At 58.5% G+C, this 26,034-nt stretch carries 23 protein-coding genes and 2 pseudogenes; 8 read left to right on the top strand and 17 right to left on the bottom strand.

The genetic code is table 11. The features are described from left to right. Position 1: 1 nt before the first annotated feature. Positions 2-1,900, bottom strand: coding sequence for a dipeptide ABC transporter ATP-binding protein (locus tag AU509_RS09545; RefSeq protein WP_085651548.1), 1,899 nt, complete (start codon positions 1,898-1,900; stop codon positions 2-4). Positions 1,901-2,233: 333 nt separating this feature from the next. Between AU509_RS09545 and moeA the strand changes: the two genes are divergently transcribed. The 4 genes from moeA (at position 2,234) to AU509_RS09565 (ending at position 5,755) form a co-directional block, all read left to right on the top strand. Beyond that, complete coding sequence (gene moeA / locus AU509_RS09550) at positions 2,234-3,463, top strand: molybdopterin molybdotransferase MoeA (protein ID WP_094118216.1); 1,230 nt, start codon at positions 2,234-2,236, stop codon at positions 3,461-3,463. Further along, a complete protein-coding gene (gene moeB, locus AU509_RS09555) occupies positions 3,460-4,236 on the top strand; it encodes a molybdopterin-synthase adenylyltransferase MoeB (RefSeq protein ID WP_085651546.1) in 777 nt (258 codons plus the stop codon). Before moeA ends, moeB begins: the two co-directional genes overlap by 4 nt. 148 nt (positions 4,237-4,384) lie before the next feature. Then, on the top strand, positions 4,385-4,984 hold the full coding sequence (locus AU509_RS09560) for a nitroreductase family protein (protein ID WP_085651545.1): 600 nt from the start codon (positions 4,385-4,387) through the stop codon (positions 4,982-4,984). A 216-nt stretch (positions 4,985-5,200) separates the two neighbouring features. Further along, the gene (locus tag AU509_RS09565) at positions 5,201-5,755 is read left to right on the top strand and encodes a flavodoxin family protein (RefSeq protein WP_094118217.1); all 555 of its coding nucleotides are present in this window, start codon (positions 5,201-5,203) and stop codon (positions 5,753-5,755) included. A gap of 68 nt (positions 5,756-5,823) precedes the next feature. Here AU509_RS09565 and AU509_RS09570 read toward each other — a convergent pair whose 3' ends face one another. Further along, complete coding sequence (locus AU509_RS09570; protein ID WP_244200963.1) at positions 5,824-6,759, bottom strand: lipid kinase; 936 nt, start codon at positions 6,757-6,759, stop codon at positions 5,824-5,826. 317 nt (positions 6,760-7,076) lie between these two features. Continuing rightward, positions 7,077-7,241, bottom strand: a complete 165-nt coding sequence (locus AU509_RS09575; protein WP_036153227.1) for a YqaE/Pmp3 family membrane protein — start codon at positions 7,239-7,241, stop codon at positions 7,077-7,079. 407 nt (positions 7,242-7,648) lie between these two features. On the opposite strand from AU509_RS09575, the gene AU509_RS09580 reads away from it, so the two are divergent. Next, positions 7,649-7,840 (top strand): YegP family protein, encoded by a 192-nt coding sequence (locus tag AU509_RS09580; RefSeq protein WP_085651543.1) that lies wholly within the window; start codon positions 7,649-7,651, stop codon positions 7,838-7,840. A 146-nt stretch (positions 7,841-7,986) separates the two neighbouring features. Here AU509_RS09580 and AU509_RS09585 read toward each other — a convergent pair whose 3' ends face one another. Next, on the bottom strand, positions 7,987-8,238 hold the full coding sequence (locus AU509_RS09585) for a DUF6500 family protein (protein ID WP_094118218.1): 252 nt from the start codon (positions 8,236-8,238) through the stop codon (positions 7,987-7,989). Positions 8,239-8,370: 132 nt separating this feature from the next. Continuing rightward, the gene (locus tag AU509_RS09590; RefSeq protein ID WP_254901551.1) at positions 8,371-9,366 is read right to left on the bottom strand and encodes a TIGR04086 family membrane protein; all 996 of its coding nucleotides are present in this window, start codon (positions 9,364-9,366) and stop codon (positions 8,371-8,373) included. Between the two features lie 432 nt (positions 9,367-9,798). Between AU509_RS09590 and AU509_RS17960 the strand changes: the two genes are divergently transcribed. The 3 genes and pseudogenes from AU509_RS17960 to AU509_RS09605 all read left to right on the top strand — a co-directional run bounded on the left by AU509_RS17960 (position 9,799) and on the right by AU509_RS09605 (position 11,517). Next, positions 9,799-10,344 (top strand): hypothetical protein, encoded by a 546-nt coding sequence (locus AU509_RS17960; protein ID WP_139824037.1) that lies wholly within the window; start codon positions 9,799-9,801, stop codon positions 10,342-10,344. Between the two features lie 10 nt (positions 10,345-10,354). Beyond that, a pseudogene (locus tag AU509_RS09600) lies at positions 10,355-11,070 on the top strand (isopentenyl transferase family protein). A 198-nt stretch (positions 11,071-11,268) separates the two neighbouring features. Further along, positions 11,269-11,517 (top strand): DUF883 family protein, encoded by a 249-nt coding sequence (locus tag AU509_RS09605; RefSeq protein WP_026740600.1) that lies wholly within the window; start codon positions 11,269-11,271, stop codon positions 11,515-11,517. Between the two features lie 187 nt (positions 11,518-11,704). Here the strand turns inward: AU509_RS09605 and AU509_RS09610 are convergent, their stop codons facing one another. The 12 genes and pseudogenes from AU509_RS09610 to AU509_RS19070 form a co-directional block, all read right to left on the bottom strand. After that, entirely contained in the window at positions 11,705-13,540 is a 1,836-nt protein-coding gene (locus tag AU509_RS09610) for an ABC transporter ATP-binding protein (RefSeq protein WP_094118221.1), read from the bottom strand. 172 nt (positions 13,541-13,712) lie between these two features. After that, on the bottom strand, positions 13,713-15,413 hold the full coding sequence (locus AU509_RS09615) for a gamma-glutamyltransferase family protein (protein WP_217809660.1): 1,701 nt from the start codon (positions 15,411-15,413) through the stop codon (positions 13,713-13,715). A 15-nt stretch (positions 15,414-15,428) separates the two neighbouring features. Beyond that, positions 15,429-16,304, bottom strand: coding sequence for an ABC transporter permease (locus AU509_RS09620; RefSeq protein WP_085651537.1), 876 nt, complete (start codon positions 16,302-16,304; stop codon positions 15,429-15,431). Further along, positions 16,301-17,248 (bottom strand): ABC transporter permease, encoded by a 948-nt coding sequence (locus AU509_RS09625; protein ID WP_085651536.1) that lies wholly within the window; start codon positions 17,246-17,248, stop codon positions 16,301-16,303. The genes AU509_RS09620 and AU509_RS09625 overlap by 4 nt, the downstream gene beginning before the upstream one ends. Before the next feature lie 79 nt (positions 17,249-17,327). After that, positions 17,328-18,839, bottom strand: coding sequence for an ABC transporter substrate-binding protein (locus AU509_RS09630; RefSeq protein WP_094118222.1), 1,512 nt, complete (start codon positions 18,837-18,839; stop codon positions 17,328-17,330). Between the two features lie 84 nt (positions 18,840-18,923). Next, on the bottom strand, positions 18,924-19,673 hold the full coding sequence (locus AU509_RS09635; protein ID WP_085651534.1) for a FadR/GntR family transcriptional regulator: 750 nt from the start codon (positions 19,671-19,673) through the stop codon (positions 18,924-18,926). 428 nt (positions 19,674-20,101) lie between these two features. Further along, positions 20,102-21,418 carry a purine-cytosine permease family protein gene (locus AU509_RS09640; protein WP_094118223.1) on the bottom strand — a complete coding sequence of 439 codons (1,317 nt, stop codon included), beginning with the start codon at positions 21,416-21,418 and terminating at the stop codon, positions 20,102-20,104. Positions 21,419-21,609: 191 nt separating this feature from the next. Next, entirely contained in the window at positions 21,610-22,596 is a 987-nt protein-coding gene (locus tag AU509_RS09645) for a 5-oxoprolinase subunit C family protein (RefSeq protein WP_085651532.1), read from the bottom strand. Then, positions 22,586-23,467, bottom strand: coding sequence for a 5-oxoprolinase subunit B family protein (locus AU509_RS09650; RefSeq protein ID WP_085651531.1), 882 nt, complete (start codon positions 23,465-23,467; stop codon positions 22,586-22,588). The genes AU509_RS09645 and AU509_RS09650 overlap by 11 nt, the downstream gene beginning before the upstream one ends. Before the next feature lies 1 nt (position 23,468). Then, positions 23,469-24,857: an acetyl-CoA carboxylase biotin carboxylase subunit gene (locus AU509_RS09655; protein ID WP_100053514.1), complete on the bottom strand. Its 1,389-nt coding sequence runs from the start codon at positions 24,855-24,857 to the stop codon at positions 23,469-23,471. A 53-nt stretch (positions 24,858-24,910) separates the two neighbouring features. Next, positions 24,911-25,159, bottom strand: a complete 249-nt coding sequence (locus AU509_RS09660; RefSeq protein WP_085651529.1) for an acetyl-CoA carboxylase — start codon at positions 25,157-25,159, stop codon at positions 24,911-24,913. A gap of 32 nt (positions 25,160-25,191) precedes the next feature. After that, a pseudogene (locus AU509_RS19070) lies at positions 25,192-25,967 on the bottom strand (5-oxoprolinase subunit PxpA). Between the last annotated feature and the right edge of the window lie 67 nt (positions 25,968-26,034).

Consider the following 26,034-nt stretch of genomic DNA (forward strand, 5'->3'; position numbering starts at 1 on the left):
ATCAGTAGGCGCCGGCGATGCGGTGGCGGGCGACGAAGTGTCGCTCTCCCACCTGCACCAGCGGAGCAGTCGCGGGCTCATCGCCCAATGCCCGGATCGGGCTGGGTATTTCGTCAACCGGTAGCGCCAGATCCTGATGACGCCGGGAAGGATCGGGACTGGGCACCGCCGCCATCAGCTTGCGTGTGTAGGGGTGCTGCGGGTTTTCGAATACGTCGCGTCGCGTGCCAATCTCGACAATCTGTCCCATGTACATCACCGCGACACGATGGCTGATGCGCTCTACCACCGCCATGTCGTGGGAAATAAACAAAAATGCGGTGCCGAATTCACGCTGAATATCCAACATCAAATTGACGATTTGCGCCTGAATGGAGACGTCCAGCGCCGAGACGGACTCATCGGCGATTACCACCTTGGGATTGAGCGCCAGCGCCCTTGCGATGCAGATACGCTGCCGCTGACCGCCGGAAAACTCATGCGGATAGCGCTGCGCGTGCTCTGGCAACAGGCCCACACGCTCCAGCAGCGCGGCGGCGCGTTGTTCCGCCTCCGCCCGTCCAGCGACCTTGTGCACCAACAGCGGCTCCATAATGGAATACCCCACCGTCTGGCGCGGGTCCAGCGACGCATAAGGATCCTGGAATATAAACTGAATGTCCCGCCGCAGATGCTGCAGCGTGGCCCCTTTCAGTTGATTAATCCGTCGCCCATTAAAGGTGATCACACCATCCTGACTGTCGACCAGCCGCAGCAGTGAGCGACCGGTGGTTGATTTACCGCAGCCGGACTCGCCGACCAGCGCCAGCGTCTCGCCCGGGTAGAGGTCGAAGCTGACGTGCTCCACGGCATGCACCTGACGGGTGATCCGGTTCAAGATGCCTGAACGAAGCGGAAAACGCGTCACCAGATTTTCAACCTGCAAGACTGGTGATGCGCCAACGGGAATGGTGTTCTGTGGCACCGCGTCGACATCCTGCGGTTGACCCGGCAACACGAAAGGCAGAGGAAAAGGCTGCCCGCTCATGGCCCCCAGCCTCGGGACCGCGGCCAGCAGCGCCTGCGTATACGGCTCTTGCGGCGCGGAGAACAGTGCATCGACGGCGCCGGACTCCACGCAGACGCCGCGGTGCATCACCAGCACCCGGTCCGCCATTTCAGCCACCACGCCCATATCGTGAGTGATGAAGATCACCCCCATCTCCATCTCGCGCTGCAGCGTACGAATCAACTGTAGAATTTGCGCCTGAATCGTCACGTCCAGCGCCGTCGTCGGTTCATCCGCGATCAGCAGCTTCGGACGACAAGAGAGCGCCATCGCGATCATCACACGCTGGCGCATACCGCCGGAGAGCTGATGCGGAAAACGCTTCATGACATTGGCGGCTTCGGGGATCCGCACCCGTTCCAGCATATGCAGCGCCTCGCGTCGGGCGCTGGCGTGATCCAGCCCCTGATGCAGTCGCACCGATTCGGCGATCTGTTCGCCCACGGGAAAGACCGGATTCAGAGACGTCATCGGTTCCTGAAAGATCATCGCCATATCTGCGCCGCGAATATGGCGCATCTGGGAAGATGAAAGGTGACGGAGATCGACGACCTCACCACCGCGACGGCGGAAGAGCAATTCGCCGCTGGAAAACGCGCCGCCCGCCTGCTCAATGAGACGCATCAGCGCCAGTGAGGTGACCGACTTGCCGGAGCCGGATTCTCCGACGATCGCCAGCGTTTCGCCGCGATCGACGGTGAAGGATAAGTCTTGAACCGCATCAATCCGGTTCTGATGCTGCATAAAATTGACGCCCAGTCCGCGAACGTCGAGTACGCGGTGTGGGGGCAGCGTCCGTGCGCTGCCTGCCCCGGAGGTCGGTAATCGGTCTATCTGAGACGACAGGGTCATGTACGGTGAATCTCCCATAAAACTCGCTTCCCGCCGCTGTAGTTACGGGATCCTCATCGGGTTTCGACTATATTTAGCGCTGGCGTCAATGTAAAGAACAAATCCATCGGCGAGTTGATAAAAAGATCTTTTATAACAAAAAGTTACTACACATAATCTCGCGCTATAAGGTCAAAAAAACACCCTTGTTCACCTTTTCAACTTGCCAGGTGGCGCACGCTTGTCGCCCACGTTCGACGTTCTCCCCTTAGGCGTTCTCTGACATAATGATGGCATAGGAACCCTGTTTTCGCCTGCGAGCCAGCCTGCGGCGGACCCCTTTGTGGAGCATTCATGAGCACATCCGGCCTTCTTTCTCTCGATCAGGCGTTGCAGCAAATGCTGGCGCAGATCGCACCGATTGCGGATACCGAAACGGTATCGATTTATCAGGCCGCTGGCCGCATCACAGCGACGCCGCTGACCTCCCCCATTAATGTGCCCCCGTTTGATAACTCCGCGATGGACGGCTACGCCGTGCGCGGCGATGAAGACGTCAGCCACCCGCTGCCGCTGGCGGGCAAAGCATTCGCTGGCGCGCCGTTCGAGGGCACCTGGCCCGCGGGCAGCTGTATTCGCATTATGACCGGCGCGCCCCTCCCAGCCGAAGCGACGGCGGTGGTCATGCAGGAGCACACGACGGTCTCCGCAGCTGGCGTTCAGTTTTTACACCCGATTGAGCCGGGGCAAAATATTCGCCGTGCCGGTGAAGATATTCGCGAGCAGGAGTCCGTTCTGAAAGCCGGGACGCGGCTCGGTACGGCCGAGCTACCGCTGTTGGCCTCGCTGGGGATCGCGGAGGTAAACGCCTATCGTCGTCTGCGCGTCGCCGTGTTTTCGACCGGTGACGAGCTACAGCCCGTGGGGCAGCCGCTGCAGCCGGGGCAGATCTACGACACCAACCGCTTTGCGGTCCGATTGATGCTGGAAGAGTTAGGCTATGAGGTGGTCGATCTCGGGATTATCCCTGACGACCCGGCGGCGCTGCGTCAGGCCTTTACCGAAGCCGATGCCTGCGCGGACGTCGTTATTAGCAGCGGCGGCGTCTCCGTCGGGGAAGCCGACTACACCAAGTCGATGCTGGATGAGCTAGGCGACATCCATTTCTGGAAGCTGGCGATTAAACCGGGCAAGCCGTTTGCCTTCGGCAAGCTCCCCCACGCCTGGTTCTGCGGTCTGCCGGGGAATCCGGTCTCCGCCGCCGTGACGTTTTATCAGCTGGTGCAGCCGCTGCTGGCGAAGTTGTCCGGCTATTCGCAGTGGCGATTGCCTGCCCGTATGCGGGTGAAAACCGCGACCCCACTGAAAAAAACGCCCGGACGTCTCGATTTCCAGCGCGGTATTTTCTCACGCAACGCGGACGGCGACATTGAGGTGCGCAGCACCGGTCATCAGGGGTCGCATGTGTTCAGCTCGTTTAGTCAGGGCAACTGCTTCATCGTGCTCGACGCCGAGCGCGGCTCTGTCGCCGCTGGCGAATGGGTGGAGATCGAACCGTTCAGCCGTCTGTTGGGAGACCTGTGATGGCGACGCTGACGGATGCCGAAGCGCTGCGCTATAACCGGCAGATTGTCCTGCGAGACTTCGACTTCGACGGGCAGGAGACGCTAAAAGACGCACGCGTGCTGATCGTCGGTCTCGGCGGTTTGGGCTGCGCGGCGGCGCAGTATCTGGCCGCCGCGGGCGTGGGTCATCTCACGCTGCTGGACTTCGATACCGTCTCGCTGTCGAATCTGCAACGCCAGATCCTGCATCGCGACGACCGCCTCGGCTTGCCGAAAGTCGCGTCCGCCGCCGTCGAACTGCGCCGTGTTAACCCGCATATCACGGTAACGCCGGTGGAGGCCCTATTGGATGACCTCTCGCTACAGGAGCGTATCGCCGCACAGGATGTCGTCGTGGACTGCACCGACAATCTGGCCGCCCGCCACCAGCTGAATAAGCTCTGTTTCGGGCTGAAAAAACCGCTCGTCTCCGGCGCAGCCATTCGTATGGAAGGACAGCTCAGCGTATTTACCTACCAGCCGGACGCGCCCTGTTATCGTTGTCTCAGTCGGTTATTCGGCGACAACGCGCCGACCTGTGTGGAAAGCGGCGTGATGGCCCCGCTGGTCGGCATCATCGGTTCACTTCAGGCGATGGAAACCCTGAAGCTGCTGACCCATTTTGGCACCGTCCACGCCGGAAAGATGCTGATGGTGGATGCCATGACGATGCAGTTCCGCGAACTGGCCTTGCCCAAAGATCCGGCCTGCGAAGTCTGTGGCACGTCACCGTCATCCCCCACGGAACCGTAAAATTTCGCCGTCGGCCCCCACATAAGCCGCGCACATCTTCTATCCTTAGTCAGGTATCTATCCCACCGCCGCTGACCCACATTGAAGCCGAGATTCAGCGACACCAGAGAGATTAAGGGAACTTGTCCCTTGCAGAGAGGATCTACCTATGAGTAATGCATTTCTTGAGGCCATCAAGGCCCGCCGCTCCATTTATGCTCTCGGCCATACGCTGCCCTTGTCAGAAGATCAGGTCACGCACCTCATCATGGACGCCGTCAAACTCAGCCCATCCGCCTTTAACTCGCAGACCTCTCGAGTGGTGATTCTGTTTGGCGAGCAGCATCGCAAGGTGTGGGACATCACCCGACGGCAGCTGCAAAAGATCGTGCCTACCGAATCCTTCGAACCGACCGAGAAAAAACTGGCCTCCTTTGCCGCCGGTGCCGGTACCGTCTTGTTTTTCGAAGACACAGAGGTGGTGAAGGAGTTGCAGAAGAAATTCGCCACTTATGCGGATAACTTCCCGGTCTGGTCGGAACACTCGACCGGCATCGCGCAATTTGCCGTATGGTCGGCGCTGGCGCAGGAACACATCGGCGCATCGCTGCAACATTATAACCCGCTGATTGATGACGATATCAAAGCGACCTGGTCCCTGCCGGAAAGCTGGAAACTGCGTGCCGAGATGCCGTTCGGCGCGATTGAACAACCTGCGGGCGACAAAACCTTCATCCCGGATGACCAACGTTTCCGTATCTTCAAATAACGGATCTGCGCGTCGCGGGCGTTCAGGCCCGCGACCTTTTTCGACTCGACAATGTTCACTGTTCTCCCGCGAATCGCCGCACGCCGGGGGCAAACACCCATCGATTGTGTTGTCCCTGAGGGGGGACTAGTATCAATAAGTTCATTTTGAACACCCTGCGTATACAAGACCTGTGCGCGTTCTGATTCCAAATCATTGAAACAGAGAGGCATACACATGAGTAAGATCGCTGTGGTTTATTTTTCCGGCTACGGTCACACCAAGCAGGTTGCGGAAGTGGTGGCGGAAAGCGCCGGAGCGACATTGATTCCCATCGACAACAACGGGGACATTGAAGAAGCGGACTGGCAGACGCTGGCCAATGCCGACGGCATTATTTTCGGCTCCCCCACTTACATGGGTTCGGTCGCCTGGCAGTTCAAGAAATTTGCGGACGCGTCGTCCAAAGTCTGGGCTGAGCGCGGCTGGCAGGACAAAGTGTTTGGCGGCATCACCAATAGCGCCAGCCTGAACGGGGACAAGCAGGTCACCCTCATCTATCTGCAAACCCTGGCCGCGCAACATGGCGGTATCTGGGTCAGTCTGGGACTGCTGCCCGCCAATACCCAGGCATCGACGCGCAGAGACATCAACAACCTCGGCGGCTCCGTCGGCGTGTTGGTCCAGTCCCCTGCGGATGCCGGGGCGGACGCCATCCCGACGGGCGATTTGGAAACCGCCAAGCTGTATGGCGCCCGGGTCGCGGACATCACCCGCCGTCTGCACGGCTAACCGACGCCCGCCTTACCTCTATCAGGGGCTCCCGTTCGGCGGCAGTCCCTGTTTTTATGCGTTGTGCGTCACTTCGCGGCCGCGGGGGTGGGAGTTGACGTTGGCTCCGGCGCGAAAACCCGCACCGCGCTCCGGCGGATACGGAATCTGGCGGGCGTGGTGCCGATGATCTCACCATCGGCGTTGATATCGTGAGGACGCGACGTCTGCAACGTCAGCGCCGTGGTGGAAAAGGCGCGAACTTTGCGCCAGCGGCCGTGAGTCCCGCGACGCAGGAACGGGATCAGCGCAATCATCTCCCACCAGTGATCGATTTCAAGGCTGTACACGTCGAACAGCCCATCATCCGGTTTAGCACTCTGCTCCACCGTCATTCCGCCGCCGTAAAAACGCCCGTTCCCCACGGAAACCTGCACCGTTTTGACTCGTTCGCGCTGACCGTCGTGGTCAATTTCCACGGTGAACGGCCGACTCTGTTTCAACAGCCGGATAGCCGCCAGCGCATAGCCGACCGTTCCCCAGCGTTTTTTCGATTTGGCCGACAGACCGCGCGCCATCGCGGCCGAAAAGCCGATGCTGGAGACATTGAAGAAAGGGTGGCCGTTGACTTCGCCCAAATCGATAGCGCGCACGGCGCCGCGGGCGATGATCTCGATAGCCTGTTTGATATCACGGGGGATGCCCAGCGTTCTCGCCAGATCGTTCGCCGTGCCCAACGGCAGAATGCCGAGCGGTAAACCGGTTTCCATCAGCGCGTTCGCCGTCGAATTCAGGGTCCCGTCTCCGCCGCCGACAATCACCATATCCACATGACCGGCATGGGTGCGGATGACATCCCAGTAACGGCTGTGCTTGTCCATTTTCGGGATGACGGGGTCGATGTGCTTATCACGCAGCCATTGCGCAATCGCGTCGATCGAAGTATCGCCATTGCGGGCCTTTTGATTGACTAACAATAGCGCCCGGAAGCGATAGGTATCCGACATCTCTTGGGTATTCGCCATAACGCCTCTCTGACCCGACAAAGGGGAAAAACTCGCAAAGTTAACCACAGTAAAAAACACCGGTACAGGTTTTAGACCCTCGTTAAAGTGATAATAGACAAAACATTACATTCACTGACGCGGCGGCGACACCGTGGACGAAAAAGCGCGCACTCACCCTGAGGGAGAAAGCATCAAAGTAAGGGGAAATAGTGGCGAAGACGGCAACAATCCTTATCACCGAAAGGGAAGTAGCAGGCACCCGCCTGCCTAAAAGCGAACGTGGCGCCATCGACGCCACATCCGGTGAATTATGCTGCCGTTAAGGGACTTAACACTTACGCATCCGATTTCGTCTGAACCCAAAAAGCATGAATCAGGCCTGGGATATACCCCAGCAGCGTCAGGATAATATTGATGATAAAGGCCCCGCCCAGCCCTTTGCCTAATAGCACACCCAGCGGGGGTAAAATAATCGTGAAAACAATTCTCCAAAATCCCATTCGCTCTCTCCATTCGAGGATAGTCAAGGTAACCATAGTCGCACGGCGTTAATATGCCAACTGCCGGTATATCGAAGGCCAGTTTACTCAGGCCCCCTTAGACACAGTCCCTTTTCGGGATGGTTAACGGGCCACGGTAAGCGTGGGCAACGGTCGAAATCCTCACGCACTTCGCCGGTGCCACGATCCATGTGCGGCGCCTGTGGTCAGACCCACGTCGCGGGTCACATCACCCGGACCTGGCGCTTAAACAGATATGGAGGTGAAAGGCGAAAAACCAACCCCGCTGATAAACTCACCCCAAAAACATCATTTTCACTAAACAATGGCCATCAATATTGATAAAAGCAGCTAATCAAACAATAGTTAGTAGTGGTCTATATCACTGAACACTTTTAGGAGGATGAATGGGTCATTTCGTTATCAAGAAAAGCGCAAAGCAAACCGAGCAGCCTTACTACTTCAAGCTGGTTGCTTCTAACGGCGAAACTATCGCGACCAGTGAGATGTACGCGTCTAAGCAAGGTGCGAAGAAAGGGATTGAATCGGTGCAGAAAAACGGGCCATCGACGGATATTCGAGACGAAACGGACGCCTGACCGATTACATTAAAGGCCCTTTGGGGCCTTTGTGGCTAGTGCAGGTCTTATGCTAACTCACCGATTTAGGGGATCGCAGCGGTTGAATGACCGTGCCGACAGAAAAACGTCTCAGCTGGCTATCTCAGTATAGGTCGCACACCCTCTCAGCTCCCCCGGCGCTTGACTTCACCCGAGTCCGACGCTAAGGCCGAGACGAGCGATTTTATCTTTTCCGCCTTTTCGAAGTGATCCAACTTCATCTCCATAATCCACCAGTGTGCAACTTCCATGAGTTGTTCGGGATCATCATTCTTATTGGCAAAAAACGCATAAAAAGACAGCCCTACATGGCTGCCTTTTGTAGTGATTTTGGCCTCACAGGTCCTGATAATTTTCTCTTTCATCGCTGCTCGCACGCTTTCTCCTTCAGGGATGATGGCAATGGGTTTTGCCTACCATAATACCCGTTTAATGAAACCGCGCGAGCAGAGGGACAGACACAGAATGAGAGCCTTGCCTTGCCTTTCCTTTACTCTTCCCCGCGTGTCTTAGGCACGAGCGGAATATTTGAGGTTAGTTTTGACGCCCCACAGACCACCCAGAACGCTGACAATCGCACCAACCAGCAGCGCGAAGAAAGACCACAGCGCGGCTTTAGCCATCATACTGGCCGCCTGCGCAGCCTTGTCTGCTGCCTGCTGTTTGAACTCAGCATACTGTTGTTTGGCATGATTGATCTGGTCCTGCGCCTGGCTCAGACGTTTGTCCACTTCCTGCGCCGCTTTATCGCGAGCCTGAATCATGTTGTCGATGGTTTTATCCACTTCCTGCGGCGTCATCGAGGTATTCTCGGTCAGCGCTTTTTTCAGATCGTCGCGGTTGATGCCTTTGGAAATGGCGTCTGCGCGCGCTTTCAGTTTATCGGTCAGACCCTGAATCACGGCATCGCTGTTGTTTGAGGTCGTAGCCAGCTGTTTCACCGCCTGAGTGATATCACTTTTGGCTTCCATCATCTGCTGTTTCAGATAATCCGGCTGCAGCGTCGGGATGTTGGATTTTTTCAGCGCATCGGCAACATTGTCCTGCACTTTATCGCTCTGTACATCCGTGTTGATGGTGAACTGATCGAAGGCGGATTTCCCCATTTCGCCCAGACCTGACGCACCCTTACCCAGCATATCGCCCGCGCCGGAAATCACTGAGCCGGAGGCAGAGGCGATAGAGCCCAGCATGTTTCCAGCGGTGCGCACGGCAGACCCGACCAGCATCGTGCCCAGAATCGCCGCCACAATCAGCGATGTGGCCCACACCAGAAAACCGTGGATCATACCGTCATTACCCGCCAGACGCCCCGCGACGAAAGCCCCAGCCAACAGGCTGATGACGATAGAAACGGCGGTCCACAGACCAAAGGCCATACCCGCGCCATTAGCAGGATTTTCGGCGTTGGGATCGACAATCGCGAATCCCATGCTGGTGCCTAACGTCGACAACAACATGGAAACGGCGAGCACCGTGACCACCCCCCGATAATGCTGCCCCATGATATGGTCTTAAACGGTCTGATTTCATTGGTGACGTCCATTATTTACTCCTTAGATTGGGATACCGAAGATAACAATTTCTAATGAGTATAGACATAGAATCGCTCGTCAAGACCTGATATGTTTAATAAAACTAAACATTTATGCATGACGCTAACAGGGAGGACTCCATGTGATTCACCGATCACGAAGCAGCAAGGAATAGGCTGGACGATCAGAGATGCCACAAGAACGGGCAAAGGGCCTCGTCAACCGGATGTTGGAAAACATAGCGGTGCGAGTTTCATTGTTCTATTGGCCTACTTCGCTTCCCTATTGATTAATAGGTGTGGAGAACGGCCCATTGTCTATCTTGCTCAGTGACCTGCGTAATGAGATAGATATCGATTAATACAGTGAGTCATTATTGCCTTAAAGGATTGCATCTACTCTATGGAAACGTTAGCGCCTGTAGGTTATTCAAGCACGATCAACAATCCGAACGATTTTGAATTAATAGCAGTTATGGAGTTATTGAGTTTCGAAGATATTTCATTTACATCCATAAATTATTATTTATCCACTCTGTTTCTCTCTGATGAGCCGCCCCCATCTATATTGACATCATCAACAGGCAACCGACGGTTACTCATTAATTATCATGGCCCCGTCGATGATCTTGAACCCCACGATGTCGTTTTGATCTTTCCCCATAAAACTCAATCAGCCCCCCTCTCTCCCACCGAAAAAACGCACAGAATGAATGAGTTCAAGCGTCACCTTATTCACGTATTAATTATTGACCGTATTATTTCATCCCCGATGAAAATCGAGGGAAATACCCTCGATAGCAACAGAGAACCGCCTATTTCTATTCACGAAAAGAGTTATAAAAGTTGCCTCTCTATTTCGGATAACTGGAAACCGGGTGCGCTCAATCACGTTAAACAAGTCATTAATCGTTATCAGCACACCTGCTGTGCTAACTATCATGAGTGAGGAATACACGATGAGCACGAGATTGCACCTTATTTGGGGACCGACGAGTACCGGAAAAACAGCGAGATCGGTGGCATTGGCGGAACGCACCGGCGCGCCTGTGTTGGTTCTGGATCGTATACAATGTTGCCTGATGTAGCGATGGGCAGCGGACGCCCTTCAGAACAGGAATTGCGCGGCACAAAGCGCGTTTATCTGAACTCACGGCCGATTTCACAAAACATCATCTCCGCGCAACAAGCCGTCGAGCAGCTTCATCAACTGACTGACCATTATTCCGCGACACATCCGCTGATTATCCTTGAGGGAGGGTCGGTATCCATATTGCAGGAGATGGTCAAACACACAACTTGGGGCCAGAGTTATACCTGGTCTTTCGAGCCGATACCCATGCCTTCCGCCGACGTTTTTCTGAAACGCGCCACAAAACGCGTATGGGAGATGTTTTACCCAGACGGCGGGCTGAAGTCGCTGCTGGAGGAAATGGTGCAATTATGGGCGAATCCCGAATACCGTGACACGCTCGCGGATATTGACGGCTACCGTTGTATCATTGGCTATCTGCGTCAGCGGCGACGACGCGTCGATGACATCCTCCATATGAGTCTCAACGAACATAAGCAACTGGCGGAAGAAATCGCCCGAGAGTATTGGCAACATGCCGTTTGGCAGCAAAATAATTTCCCGGATATTCCCCATACCTGGCGCCAGGCCAAGTATGGTTGACCCTGCGTGTTGAAAATGTCTCCGTCAACCGTGCACCATCCCTGCCGGACCCGGTGATTTCCTGCAACGCCGATGAGCGGGTCTGATTGACCCGCATCGAAACCGTGATAAATGTTAATTAAGACCTTTCCCAGCCAGCATTTCCGCCAGCCTTTGCTACGCTTAGGTAGACATTTAGCCATTAGCTAAGGAGCTGGTATGTTCGGAAAAGCAGAAGATAAAGTAAACGAAGCGGCTGGCGCTGCTCAGGAAACTTTCGGCGAGGCCACTGACTCACACGAGCATCAGTTCAAAGGGGCGGCTAAAAAATATGCCTCCCAGGCCAGCTATGCCGCACGCGATGCGGCTGATGTTGTTAAAAGCCAGGTTAAATCCAACCCGATGGCAGGCGTCGCCATTGCTGCCGCGACCGGGATTGTGCTGGGATTTTTACTCGGCCGTAAGTAATCAATTGTTAGCGATGATCACCTTCGCCGCTGCAAAGCGGCAAGCACAAAGGCCCCTCACCGGGCCTTTTTTATTGATGCAACCCGCCTCGTTCGCCCGCCACCGTGCGTTATCGCCAAGACGGCTACCCCACGCGCGGGCCGCCGTCTGACGAGCGACGGTGCCCTTTCACGCTTTCACCCACGCGTCACGGAGCATCGGACACCATCACCTGATGGCCGGGGCCAACCTCGGTATACACTCGCAGCGGCGGCACATAGCCCAAAGGACGTACCGGGCTTTTCAACTCCTCGATGGCCGCATTACGCCGCATACCACGCCGCGCGGGATCAGGCACCGGCACCGCCGCCATCAGCTTTTGCGTATAGGGATGCTGGGGACGGGCGAAGATCGCCTCGCGCGGGCCGATCTCGACGATTTCGCCCAGACGCATCACCGCCACCCGGTGACTGACGCGCTCCACCACCGCCATATCGTGAGAGATAAACAGGAACGCGATGTTGAACTGCGCCTGCAAATCGAGCAGCAGATTGCACACCTGTGCCTTGATCGACACATCCAGCGCCGAGACGCTTTCGTCCGCGATGATCACCTTGGGGTTCAACGCCAGCGCCCGGGCAATCGCCACCCGCTGACGCTGCCCACCGGAAAACTCGTGCGGGAAGCGATCCATCATGGACGGCGACAGCCCCACCCGGTCCAGCAGTTCGGCGACCTTCTGCCGCGCCTCGGACGGCGAGGCCAGCCGGTGTTTAATCATTGGCTCGGCGACGGCCGCCCCCACCGTCATGCGCGGATTGAGGCTGGAAAACGGATCCTGGAAAATCATCTGCGCACTGCGGCGCATCGTGCGCAAACCAACGACGTCAAGATTCAGCACATCGTATCCGTCCAGCTGAACCTCACCGCTGTGCGGTTCAATCAGCCGAATGATGGAGCGCCCGGTGGTCGACTTGCCGCAGCCGGACTCGCCCACCAGCGCCAGCGTCTCGCCCTGAAACAGGTCGAACGAGACATTCTCCACCGCATGCACCGCGCCGCTCGAACGCCCCAGCAAACCGGAGCGAAGATCGAATCGCGTGACCAGATTTTTTACGGACAGCACCGGCGTCTTGCCGCTTTGCACCGTGTTGGCCACGTTACCCGCGGGGATGACGTCGCCGCTGTGCATGTCGATGCGCGGGAAACGCAGCGGCCACGGCTGCCCGTCCATCGACCCCAGAGTCGGCACTGCGGCGAGCAACGCCCGCGTGTAGGGATGTTTGCCGTGACGGAAGACGTCGGCGGTATCGCCCGTTTCCACCTGTTCCCCGCGAAACATCACCAGCGTCCGGTCGGCGATCTCCGCCACCACCCCCATATCGTGCGTGATGAACAGCACCGCCATTCCCTCTTCTTCCTGCAAGGTTTTAATCAGATCCAGAATCTGACCCTGAATGGTAACGTCAAGCGCGGTCGTCGGCTCATCGGCAATCAACAGCCTGGGCTTCGAGGCCAGCGCCATCGCAATCATCACGCGCTGGCGCATACCGCCGGAGAACTGATGCGGGTAGTCGTCGAACCGGGCGGAGGGATTAGGAATGCGCACCTTGTCCAGCAGCCGCAGCGTCTCTTCCCGCGCGGCCGCCTTGCCTAACCCCTTATGCTGCCGCAGCACCTCCGAAATTTGCCGCCCAATGGTGAACACCGGATTGAGCGACGTCATCGGTTCCTGAAAAATCATCGCGGCGTCGTTGCCGCGCACCTCGCGCATCGCCTTCTCCGGGAGCGACAGGATATCTTTCCCGTTCAGCATAATACGGCCTTCGATACGGCTGGAACGTGGATCGAGCAGGCGCATCACCGACAGCGAGGTCACGCTTTTGCCGGAGCCGCTCTCGCCGACGACGGCGACCGTTTCACCGGCTCGGACCTCGAAGGACATCCCGCGCACGACGGTTTTCCATTCGCCGTCCACGCGAAACGACGTAGTGAGATTCTGCACGGAAAGGACGCATTCCCGCGGCGGTTTTGGCTCATTCATGATTCAGTTTTCCCCGTGACGGGCGGTGGTCTTCACCTCCCGTCTTGACCTGAATAGCTGCGGTGTTCAACACCGCAGGGCGGCATTGATCACCGGCCTATCGCATACGCCTGCATCAGCCGTGGCGTAGCGGCGGCGCGCAGCAGTCCATCTTCGTCCCGACGCGCGGCCGTCAAGCGGCCAATCGTCCAGGGATCGGACGCCACGATGTCGTGTCCGCGCGCCTGAGTGCGGACAGCGCGGCGTCGCCGATGCTGCTTTCAATCATTACGTGACCCGGCTGGCGGGTGCGCGGATAGAACGAGCCGGGGAAATGCGCGGTATGGAACAGCGGCAGGTCGATCGCCTGCTGCAGGTTCAATCCGTAATGGGCATAGCGTAGGAAAAACGCCAGCTGCCACTGATCCTGCTGGTCGCCGCCCGGCGTACCAAACGACAGCGTCGGCCGCCCCTCATACAGGGCAATCGACGGCGTGAGCGTGGTGCGCGGGCGCTTGCCGGGCGCCAACGATGTCGGCAGGCCCGGTTTTAACCAGAACATCTGCGCGCGGGAGTTCAGACAGAAGCCCAGACCCGGAATGACCGGCGAAGATTGCAGCCAGCCGCCGGACGGCGTGACCGACACCATATTGCCCTCGCGATCGATGACGTCGATATGCACCGTGTCTCCCCGTTTTTCGGTCAGGTGCGACATGGTCGGTTCATACACGGCGCCCACGCCGCGCTGAGCGGCGAGCATGTCCAGCGTCAGATCGTACTGTTGGGTGTACCCCGGCAGGCACCCCGGCCGCAACGCCAGCGAGGCCTCGGCGGCGATCAGCTGGCGACGCCCCTCGTTATAGCCGTCGGACAGCAGGGTCTGCATCGGCACAGAGGCGAAATTGGGGTCGCCGTAATAGACTTCGCGGTCCGCATACGCCAGCTTCATCGCCTCCACGACCGTATGAACGAATTCCGGACCCGCCGGATCCATCGCGGCGATGTCGATGCCTTTCAGCAGCGCCAGCGACTGTAACAGCACCGGTCCCTGCCCCCACGGCCCGGTTTTGGCGACGGTCCAACCGTGGTAGTCATACGTGGTGGGCGCTTCGATCGTCGCCTGCCAGTTCGCCATATCGTCGGCGGTCAGCACGCCTTTATGGCGATGGCCGCTGGCGTCCATCACCTCGGCCGTTTGCAGATAGTCCGCGATAGCCTCGGCGACAAAACCGCGGTAAAAGGCATCTCTCGCCGCATCGATACCCGCCTCGCGCCCCGGTCGGGCTTCGGACTCCCGGATAATGCGTTTCCAGGTTTCGGCCAGGACGGGGTTGGTGAAGTTCGACAGCGCGGCAGGCGCGGTGCCGCCGGGCAGCCACGTGGCGTACGACGTCGGCCACTCCGTGCGGAAGAACTCAGCCAGATCGCTGATGGTCGCCGCCACTCTCGGCAACAGCGGATGACCGTTCTCCAGATAACCAATGGCCGGTTCCAGTACCTCGCGCACGGTCATCGTGCCGTAGTCGCGCAGCATCAGCATCCAGCCGTCGAACGAGCCGGGGATCACCGTCGCCAGCAGACCGTCGCCGGGGATCAGGTCGAGCCCTTCGGCGGTATAGTGCTCAAGCGTCGCCGCCGCTGGCGCGGTGCCCTGCGCGCAGATCACCTCTACCTTGTCTTTTTTACGCGAATAAATCACGGCGGGCATGTCGCCGCCGGGGCCGTTCAGATGCGGCTCGACCACCTGCAAGACAAAGCCGGTCGCCACGGCCGCGTCAAAGGCGTTGCCGCCCTTTTCCAATATGCTCATGCCAACGGCGGAGGCGATCCAGTGGGTCGAGGTGACCACGCCGAAGGTGCCTAAAATCTCCGGACGCGTGGTGAATGCATTCATGACGCTTTCCTTCTGTTATGAGTTTTCACGCGGGTCGAGCGCATCACGCAAGCCGTCGCCCAGCAGGTTAAAGCCAATCACCACCAGAAAAATGGCGGCCCCCGGCCACATCGCCATCCAGGGCGCCTGAGTCAGGAAGTTTTTGGCGACGTTCAGCATCGAGCCCCAGCTAGGCGCGGGCGCCTGTTGACCGAGACCGAGAAAAGACAGACTGGCTTCCGCGATAATCGCGGTCGCCACCGTCAGCGTCGCCTGTACGATAATCGGCGGCAGGATATTCGGCAGGACGTAGCGCAACAGGATATCGCCGTGGCCCAGTCCGATAGAGCGCGCGCCTTCGATGTAGTCTTCGGTTTTGACCGCCAGCACCTGCGAACGCGTGAGCCGAATAAAAATCGGCATCGCGGACAAGCCGATGGCGATCATCGCATTGGTCAGGCTCGGGCCGAGAAAGGCCGCCAGCGCAATCGCCATGATCAGGAAAGGCATCGCCAGAAACGCTTCGGTCACGCGGGAAATCACCTGATCGACCCAGCCGCCGAAATAGCCGGAGATCAGTCCAAAAGGCACGCCGGTCAACACGGCGATAGCGACGGAGATTACCCCCGCCATCAGCGAGGCCTGCGCACCCCAGACCATCCGCGACAGCACGTCGCGCCCAATGTCGTCCGTCCCCAACCAGTGCGCGGCCGACGGCGCTTTACGAATCGCGCTCCAGCTGGTCGCCAGCGGATCCGCCAACGGCAACAGCGGCGCCAGCACCGCCAAGAGCGCAAAAAAAACGATGATGATCAGACCGGCGATCGAACTGCGATTGCGCTTCATCTTCTTCCAGGCGCGGTTGCCGGCAGCAGCCTGCGGCGCGACGACGATAGGTTCAGTCAGGCTCATAGCGCGCTCCTCATTCGCGGATTCAACAGCATGGCGGCGACGTCCGCCAGCAGGTTCATGACGATAAAGCCGACCGCCGTGCATAGGACCACGCCCTGCACCACCGCGTAATCACGGTTGAACACCGCATCGACGATCAGCTTCCCGAAGCCGGGAATGGTGAAGATTTGTTCGGTCAGCACCGCGCCCGCCAGCAGTTCGCCGAACAACAGGGCCGTCAGCGTAATGATGGGCGACAGCGCGTTGCGAAAAGCATGGCTTAGCACCACCTCGCGGTTGGACAACCCTTTGGCGCGCGCCGTGCGGATATAGTCCGCTTTCATGACCGACAGCATCGCCGATCGCGTGTGCCGCATCAGCGTGGCCGCCAGCGCGGTGCCGAGCACAAAAGCAGGCATAAGGGTCGTTTGCAGCGAGCGCAGCGGGTCGGAAAACAACGATTCATAGCCCGAGGCAGGCAGCCAGCCCAGCTGCACGGACACCAGCAGAATCAGCATGATGCCGAGCCAGAAGTTGGGGATCGACAGCCCCGAGAGCGCGACCACGTTAGCCAGATAATCCAGCGTCGTGTTCTGCTTCACCGCCGCCAGAATGCCGATCGGCACACCGATGATCAGTGCGAAGAACATCGCCATCACCGCCAGTTGCAGGGTGACCGGCAGTTTTTCGCCGATCAGTTCGAGTACCGGCTGATTGGTGCGCAGCGACACGCCAAAATCGCCTTGCGCCACGTCCCCAAGCCAGTAGAAGTACTGATACACCACCGGGTCGTTCATGCGGTATTTTTCACGCAGCAGCTCCATCACCGCAGGATCGCGCTCTTCCCCCGCCATCGCCAGGATCGGATCGCCCGGCAGCAGCTTTTGCAGCGAAAAAACGAAAATGGAGATAATCAGGAGCGTCGGTATCGCCACCAGCAGGCGCTTGCCGATATAGATGTACATTGGCGCGTTTCCTTATTCAGTGAGTGCTTCGACCGGGTTCGCCAAGGGGCCGCTCTGCTCCCGACGAACACACGCCGGATTAGTCGCTTTTTTTGACGCCCGTCAGACGGATCATTCCGTCGGCCGACGGCGTAAATCCGGCGACCTTTTTGGAGTAGGCATACAAATAGGCCTGATGGCCGAGATAGATCAGCGGCAGATCGTCATCCAAAATCTGGGTCGCGGCGTCGTAGCGGGCTTTGCGTACCGCGTTATCCGTGGATTCGCGCGCTTCGTTCAGCAGCTTGTCCACAGCCGGATTGCAGTATTTGGTGTCGTTGATACCGCCTTTGCAGGTCACAAACTGGTGGATGTTGCCGTCCGGATCGGCGCGGCCCGACCAGTCGGAGCGCGACAAGACGTAGTTCCCCGCCGTCTGCTCGGACAGCAGCGTGGCGAATTCGGTGGCTTTCAGTTTGACGTTGAAACCGGCCTCGGCCGCCATTGACTGGATCACCTGCATCATCTGGGTCTGCGTCGTGTTGTTGGCGTGCTGGAGTTCGATATCAAATTTCTCGTAGCCCGCCGCCTTCATCAGCGCTTTGGCCTTGGCGACGTCTCGCGCCGGCACCGGCAGGCTCTGGTTGTACCACGGGCTGCTGGAGGGCCACGGCTGATTCCCGGCCAGCGCGGTGCCTTCAAAGACCACCTGATTGATCGCCTCACGGTCGAGGGACAGCGAGAAGGCCTGACGCAGACGCTTGTCTTTGCCGAACGGATTGTTCGCCTCCGGCCCGTTGCCGATGTTGACGTACAGCGCCATGTAGCCCGGCCCGATGACTTTGCCGTAGTTCAGCTTCGGGTTCTGCTGCACGGCGGCCACGTCCGACGCCGAGATGCGCTCGGCCAGATCCAGCTCGCCGGACTGCAGGTTAGCTAAGCGTACGGTCGTGTCCGGAATGGGGAGGAAGGTGACCTTATCGATAAAAATGTTGTCGGCATTCCAATAGCGGGGAAACTTCTCCAGCACGATGCGGTCCTGCTGAACGCGCTGCACGAACTTGAACGCGCCGGAGCACACTGGGTCCGAGCCGAAGTTCGCCCCCAGACGCTTGCCCGCCGTCGGGGAGATCATCATGCCGGCGCGGTCAGACAGCTGGGCCAGCAGGCTGGCGTCCGGGCTTTTCAGCGTGAATTTCACCTGATAGTCCCCGTTCGCTTCGACGCTGGCCACAGAGGCCAGTTCGCTCTTGCGACGGGACTCCGGCATCGTCATGTAGCGATGAATGTTGTATACCACCGCTTCCGCGTTAAACGGCGTCCCGTCATGGAACACCACGCCCTTGCGCAGATCCATCGTCAACGTTTTACCGCCGTCGCCCCACGTCCACTGCGTCGCCAGCTGAGGAATAATCGACAAACGATTGTCGACGTCCACCAGCCGATCGCACAGGCTGGTGTAAATAATGCGGCCGACAAACGTGCGGGACTGAGCCGGGTCCAGTACGTCCGGATCGTCCTGCAGGCCGATGCGTAACTCCACCGCCTGCGCCGTCGTCGCCATCACCGCACCGGCCAGCAAGAGTCCGGTCTGTTTGATAAGTCGGTTCATGTCATGTTTCCTCTGGTCGATAATCATCGCCGGGATTCGGCGCAATGAAAGGCAGGTCAGACGGCGCTGGCCTACTGAAAACCGTTAGCGGCGGAGCACATCGGCGTCAGCATCGGCCGGGGCATAGTGGCCCAACGAGGTGTGGCGAATCAGCCGCTCCTCCAGCCTCAGCAGATGTTGGCGCATGGCCTCGCCCGCCCTCACCGGGTCGTGGGCGGCAATCGCGTCAATGATTTCCGTGTGGTCGCTGTGCGAGTCGGTGAGCGACGCATTGTGGCTACGGGCCAGCGCGCGGAGCGCCTGCCAGGCCGGGTACTGCCGCACGCGGTTCACCACATCGAACAACGACAGGAACAGCTGGTTGCCTGCACTTTGCGCAATCAGTCGATGCAAGGAGCCATCCCACAGTTCGCGCCAGTCGGCGTCGGTACGCTCATAGATTTTGTCGCGCAGCGCCCGCATACGTACGATGTCCGACGGCTTGGCGCGCAGCGCGGCCAATTGCGCCAGCTGCGGTTCAATACGCAGCCGCACCTCCATGATTTCCATGAAATTGGTTCCTTCAATCAGGTTGGCTGCATGGGTGCCCCATTGGTCCGGCTTTTGCCCGAGAAACGTGCCCGCGCCCTGCTTACGCCAGATCAGCCCTTCCGCTTCCACCACCTCCAGCGCGCGCCGTACCTCGCGTCGGCCCACGCCCCACAGCTCGGAGAGCGCCCGTTCTGTCGGCAGTTTGCCGTCGGGCTCCAACGCGCTCACGCGCAGGAGTTCGCGCAATCGCTCGAGTGCATAATGTGAATTTTCCGTTTTATTAACGCGGTTCCCGTCGCTCATTGGTTCACTCCAATTGGTAATTGGTTCAAAAAAAGCACGATGACCGAGGCAAGTCAATACGGCGGAAAAGTGCTGAACATGCAGCAAATAGCCGCAAAATCACTGGCATTGGAAGAGATTGAGTACAGATACTGCGGCAATGAGCGGGTCAACCGGTCGAATACGTGGCGACTGTCGATTTTTCAAGCGTTTTATCTCGGGATATTTCCCGTCAGTTTTTCGTGAATAGATGAAAAAAAACGATCTGTGAGGCCATTCTTCACCGCGAGATAGCCGCCAAGCAGATGATTAACAATAAGAATTTATGATAGCTGAATGCGGCGGACGTGCCTGATTAAACATCGTTGATGCGGGTAACATCGGCGCGTGAATATCCACCGGTGAAGGTAGAGAAAGCGCCGCCGTCTGTCGATGACGCGCCGGTGACCTTATGCTGTTGCGCGCGGGGTTGCGGCGGGCAGAAGACGGTACAGCATAAACGCGGTGATAAACGTGGCGGGCGCAGACCAGGATGACCATGCCCCCTCCGCGTACATCAACACCATGCCGACGGCGACACTCCCGCCCCAGGCAAGCAGCCCCGAGAGGTTGATATTGCGGTCAAAGTGGATGCCGAGCGCCTGACGCGCAGGCGTCAAAATGTAGCTCAGCGCTACGCCTACCCAGGCGACCACGAAGACCCCCTGCCATGCCAACGCCTGCAAGATATAGCTGAACACATCCGCCAGCATCAGCGCATAAACCACCGCCCCGACCAGACAGGCCCAGATCATGCGCCGGAATCGCAGGCGGAACAGCAGCCGGAAAAAGTCCTGCATATTCACCGTGGCGAGGAAATAGTTGGCAGTGTTGATGCGGGTTTGCGTCACCCAGACGAAGAACAGTCCCCACAGTCCCAGCAGGTTGAGGATCGCCACCACCACGCCAGTTTCGCTGAGTCCGTCGCTTTCAGAGAATCCGCTGACCAGATAGATGCCCGCGACGCCGTTGAGCAAGAAGGTGATCAAATAGAATGGCATGCCGAAGTTTATGCCCGCGTGGTAATCCGCATCCTTCGCTTTGCCATAGCGGGCGTAGTCGAAGGTATACATCATCAAAATCCACACGCCCATATAGTAGGTAAAGCAGTGCCACCAGCCGTAGGCCGGCGGATCGGCGGGGCCGAACGCGAGCCATTGCGGGTTATAGCCGTTTTGCTGGATAGACACCGCCACCGTCAGCAGCAGGCCAAGCAAATAAAACGGTAGCAGGACGCCGTTAAATTTATCCAGCCAGTGCTGCACGCTGCCGAAAATCAGCGGCACGCTGTACAGCACGACCACCAGCGCGGTCGCGGCGTAAGGCAGTGCCGGGAACAGATGATTCAATGCGAAGGCGATGACCGACCCTTCGAACACGGCGTAATAGATGGCCGTCGAGAAGAAAATCAGCGTGGCGAGCGACGACCCGAGCCGACCGAACAACGCCTGCGAAAACAGAGAAACCGACAGCCCGGTTTTGATCGCGAACCGGCTGATGATCCCATTGATCACGCCATAGCTGACGACCGACAACACCATGCCGATGAGGGCGTTTTTCGCGCCCCAGCTCTGCGCGAGCGATGCGCCGACCACAATATAAAACAGCGCGCTGCATACCGCCCACCACGCCATAGTGAGCGAGAGTTTGCCCATGCGCTCGTTGTCGGTAACCGTCCCCGAGGCCGTCGCCGGGGCGGTCAGTTTTACATCAGAAAGATCTGCCATAGGGGTACTCCTGACTGCAAAAGGGGAAAGCTACACCTGACCGACAAACATCGGAAAAGGCCCTGTCATAGCGATGAACAACCAGTCGCAGGCAGCACGAATCGCCATGCGGACGGTAGATACCGCATGGCCCGAGACAGGACGATCGATGCTGTAACGCGACCTAAACCGGCGAAGGCCGCCGGGCGGGATCAGGCCGTTTGTCGGCCGATCCAGACTCTTAACTGCGCCAGCCGCTGCTGGGATTGCTGTCGGGCAGCGAGCGCCTCCTCCAACGAGACAGGCACAAAACGTACCTGATGATGCGGTTGCAGTTGCGCGACCCGATCCAGATCGGCGCTGATGACCGTGCCCAGCGTCATGTAGCCGCCGCCGGAAACCGCATCGCGCAGCAGGATGATGGGTTCCAGCCCGCCCGGCACCTGTACGGAGCCGATGGGATAGCAGGCGTCAACGATATTGGACGGGTCGGAGCCCGCGCCGAAAGGCGGCGTGCGTGGCAGGTACTCCAGCGGTTGACCGCCCTTCAGGCGATAGCCGATGCGGTCCGCCTCGGTGCCGACCCGCCAGGTATCGGCAAAAAACTGTTCCGCCGCGGCGTCGGTCAGGCGGTGAATATAGAGGCCGCGCATCAGCCGCAACGTGACCTCTTTTTCCAAGCGCGGGCACAGGGTCTCCGGCACCTTCGCGCCTTCAGCCCCCACGCCGGTCGGTTCACCAATAGGCAGCCGGTCGCCCTCCTGTAGCCGCCGTCCTTCCCACCCGCCCAGCGCGCCCAGCGTGTAGGTGGAGCGGCTGCCGAGCGCCAGCGGAACGTCGATACCGCCCGCGACCGCGAGATAGCTGCGACAACCCGCCTTGGCGAAATCGAACTTCAGCACCTGACCGGGCTTGACCCGAAACGCGGTGTCCAGCGGCATTTCCGCGCCGTCCAGCCGCGGTGTCATGCGCGCGCCCGTAACCGCCACCAACACCTCTTTGCCGAACGCCAGCTCAGGGCCGATCAACGTGATTTCCAGCACGGCGGCGGACTCGCCGTTGCCCACCAGCAGATTAGCCATGCGTAAGGCATAGTCGTCCAGGCCGCCCGAAGGCGGTATGCCGAGGTGGTAGTACCCCTCGCGCCCGGTATCCTGAACCGAGGTCGCCAGTCCGGGTTTGATAACCTTAATCGGCATACAGTACCTCCCGCAGGTTGTGGGTGTAGCCAGCGGCATCCGCGCTGAATTTTTCCAGTTCAAACGTCACCGGCCGGATGCGCAGGCTGAACGTGCCCGCCTCCACCTCCGCCACGGCCCGGTCATACTCGGCGCGATCCATCGCCCGGAACTGGACGATGTCGCCCGCGCGGAAGAACACCATCGAGGCTTGCAGGTAGTCGAGGCGCTGGCTGGGGTCATAGATGGGCGCGGGCGTGACGCCGAACAGCTGATAGCCGCCCGCGCCGCGCACCGAATAAATACAGCCGAAACAGCCGCCGTGACCGAGCGACTGGCGCGGCGTGTCGGTCCGCGGCCGCAGATATTTAGGGACTTCCAGCTGTTTGGTCTCTTCGACCATCTGGAACATGAAAGGCAGCCCCGCCACGAATCCCACCATCGACACAAACCACGGCGTGCCGCTGTGCGCGGCGATAAAGTCCGCGACCTCGGCGTAACCATTAATGGCGGCGGCATACTCCAGATCGGTCGCCTGCGGATCCTGATGACGATCGCGAAACCGCATCAGCGTTTCATGCGTCCAGGGGTCGTTATAAAGCACGGGAATTTCGATGATGCGCGTCGACAGCGAGGTGCCAGCGGTGGCCTGCGCCTCGGCGTTTTTCACCTGTTGCAACAGCGCCTCAGGCGCGATGATGTCGGGATTGAAGCGCACCTGAAACGAGGCGTTCGCCAGACAGATATCCAGCACGCCCGGCAACCCCTGCGCTTCCAGCGCGCGCGTGATCGCCATGCCGCGAAAGAACGCGTCCAGCGACATGGCTTCGTCGATTTCCGCGAACAAATGTTCGTCGCCGCCAAAGCTGTAACGAATGGCTTTTGTCGTCATGTCACACCTCCTGAGCGGCCGACGCGTCTGCGGCAGTCCGTTCCGTCAGCCAACGTTCCAGCGACGTCGTGGTAAAGTCGCCCGCCTGCAAACGCGCATCCGTCAGCAGCCACTGATGCAGCGACCGGGTGGTCGTGATGCCGGTGATGCGCAGATCCGCCAGCGCGGCAGCGGCGCGGGACAACACTTGCGCGCGATCCTCGCCGTGAACGACCAGCTTCGCCACTAACGAGTCGTAATACGGCGGAATACGGTAGCCCGAGAACAAATGACTTTCGACCCGCACGCCTTCGCCCTGCGGCCAGTTGACCTCCGACACCGTACCGGGACAGGGGAAAAAGTTGCGCGCCGGATCTTCCGCATTGATGCGCATTTCACAGGCCGACCCGTTCAGCGCGATCGCCTCCTGCCGCAAGGTTAGCTTTTCCCCCCCGGCAATCCGCAGCATCCACTGCACCAAATCCACGCCGGTGACCATTTCCGTCACCGGATGCTCGACCTGAATACGGGTGTTCATTTCAATGAAATAGAATTGGCCGGTGGCCGAATCGAAGAGATATTCAAGCGTGCCCGCCCCCTGATAAGACAGACTTTGCGCCAGCTTCACCGCGCTGTCGCACAGCGCCTGACGCTGCGCGTCGGTCAAGGCGGGAGACGGCGCTTCCTCGAAAATTTTCTGCCGCCGCCGTTGCAGTGAACACTCCCGGTCGAACAGATGCACTACCTGTTCGCCGTCGCCGAGGATCTGAACCTCAATATGGCGGGCGTGTTCGATAAACCGCTCCAGATACACCGCGCCGGAGCCAAAGGCGGCCTTGGCTTCCTGCTGCGCCAGAGGAAAAGCCGCCTGTAGCTCGTCCGGCGATGACACGATGCGAATCCCGCGACCGCCGCCCCCTGCCGCCGCTTTGATCAACAGCGGATAGCCGATGCGCTCCGCCGCCAGCAACGCGTCGTCGAGCGTGGTGATATCCTGCTCCGAGCCCGGCACCACCGGGACGCCAGCGGCCTGCGCGGTTCGCCGGGCGGCAGCCTTGTCGCCCATCGACCGGATCACCGCCGCCGTCGGCCCGACGAAAATCAGTCCAGCCTGGCTAACGGCGGCGGCGAAGTCCGCGTTTTCTGACAGGAAACCATAGCCCGGATGGATCGCATCCGCGCCGCTCTCGCGCGCCGCCTGTAGCAGCGCCTGCGCATTGAGGTAGCTTTGGTCGGCCCTCGCCGCGCCGATAATGCGGCATTCGTCCGCCAGCTGAGCAGGCAACGAGGTGGCGTCCGCCTCGCTGCACGCCGCTACCGTCGGAATACCCAACGCCTGGGCGGCGCGGATAATCCTGACGGCGATTTCCCCTCGGTTGGCAATCAATAATTTATTTATCGGCATCAATATCTCCACTTCCGCGGTGATTAAAATAAACGCTTAGCGATAATAAAAATGTTTATTTAGCGATCGCTTTTAATAATGGCAATAACCTGTCCGGGTTCGATCGGTTCGCCACTTTCCACTTTGAATTCGATTAATGTTCCTGAATGCCCGGCGACCATTTCGGTAAATTGCTTCATAACTTCAATTAGACCAATAACCGTATCTTCCTGAACATTCTCACCCTCTTCCATAAAGGGCGGCATCTCGGGTGCAGGTTGCCGATAAAAAACGCCTGGCAAAGGAGAATAAACCACATATTCTTTCATCGATAATCACTCCTGATACGGCATTATTATTTTTAAAACACCGGTTTCTTTTCGGGTGCGGTAATGGCAATGGAGGCGGCTTTTAATAATTCGCAGGTCGCCTTTAACAATTCCTGCGCGCCCGGTGTATCGCTATGCATGCAGACCGAATCGAAAACGATGGGAATATCTTCTCCCTCCACGGTGCAAACAACGCCGTCCCGACAGGCGCGCAGCACCTTCTGCGCAACGTCGTCCGGGTTCAGCGCACCGATCCGACGGGTGAAGACGATAGAACCACTCCGGTCATAGTCACGATCCGCATAAAATTCGCAGATTACAGGATGTTGTAGGGACTGGGCTGCTCGCCATACGGCGGTGCCATACATGCAGTACAGCAGTAAATCCGGCGCGATCCGATGCAGGGCTTCAACAAAACACTGCGCCGAGCTTCTTCTTTCGCCAGATGCATATAGAGGGCGCCGTGCGGTTTAATATGCTGTAACTCCACGTGATATAACCGCGCCAATTCCCGCAAAGCCCCCAGCTGATAAACGATATCGTTAACTAATTCATCCGGTTGCATAGCAATATAACGACGGCCAAAACCCATTAAATCGCGATAGCCAGGATGCGCGCCAATCTCGACGCCATAATATTTCGCCAGCTCGATAGTTTTACGCATGACGGTAGGGTCGCCGGCATGAAACCCGGTCGCAATATTGGCAGAACTTATGAGTGGCATAATTTCGCGATCAATATTGCCGTTAATTACCCAGGTTCCGAAGTCTTCGCCCATATCAGAATTGAGGTCGATGTGTTTTATCATAATAATTTATTATTGGTAGCTCATTGATTTAAAAATAATATAGGGGAAGTTTTTTACAGCCGAATAG

Origin of the sequence: Lonsdalea britannica (genome assembly GCF_002111595.1) — a bacterium.
Classification (GTDB): domain Bacteria; phylum Pseudomonadota; class Gammaproteobacteria; order Enterobacterales; family Enterobacteriaceae; genus Lonsdalea; species Lonsdalea britannica.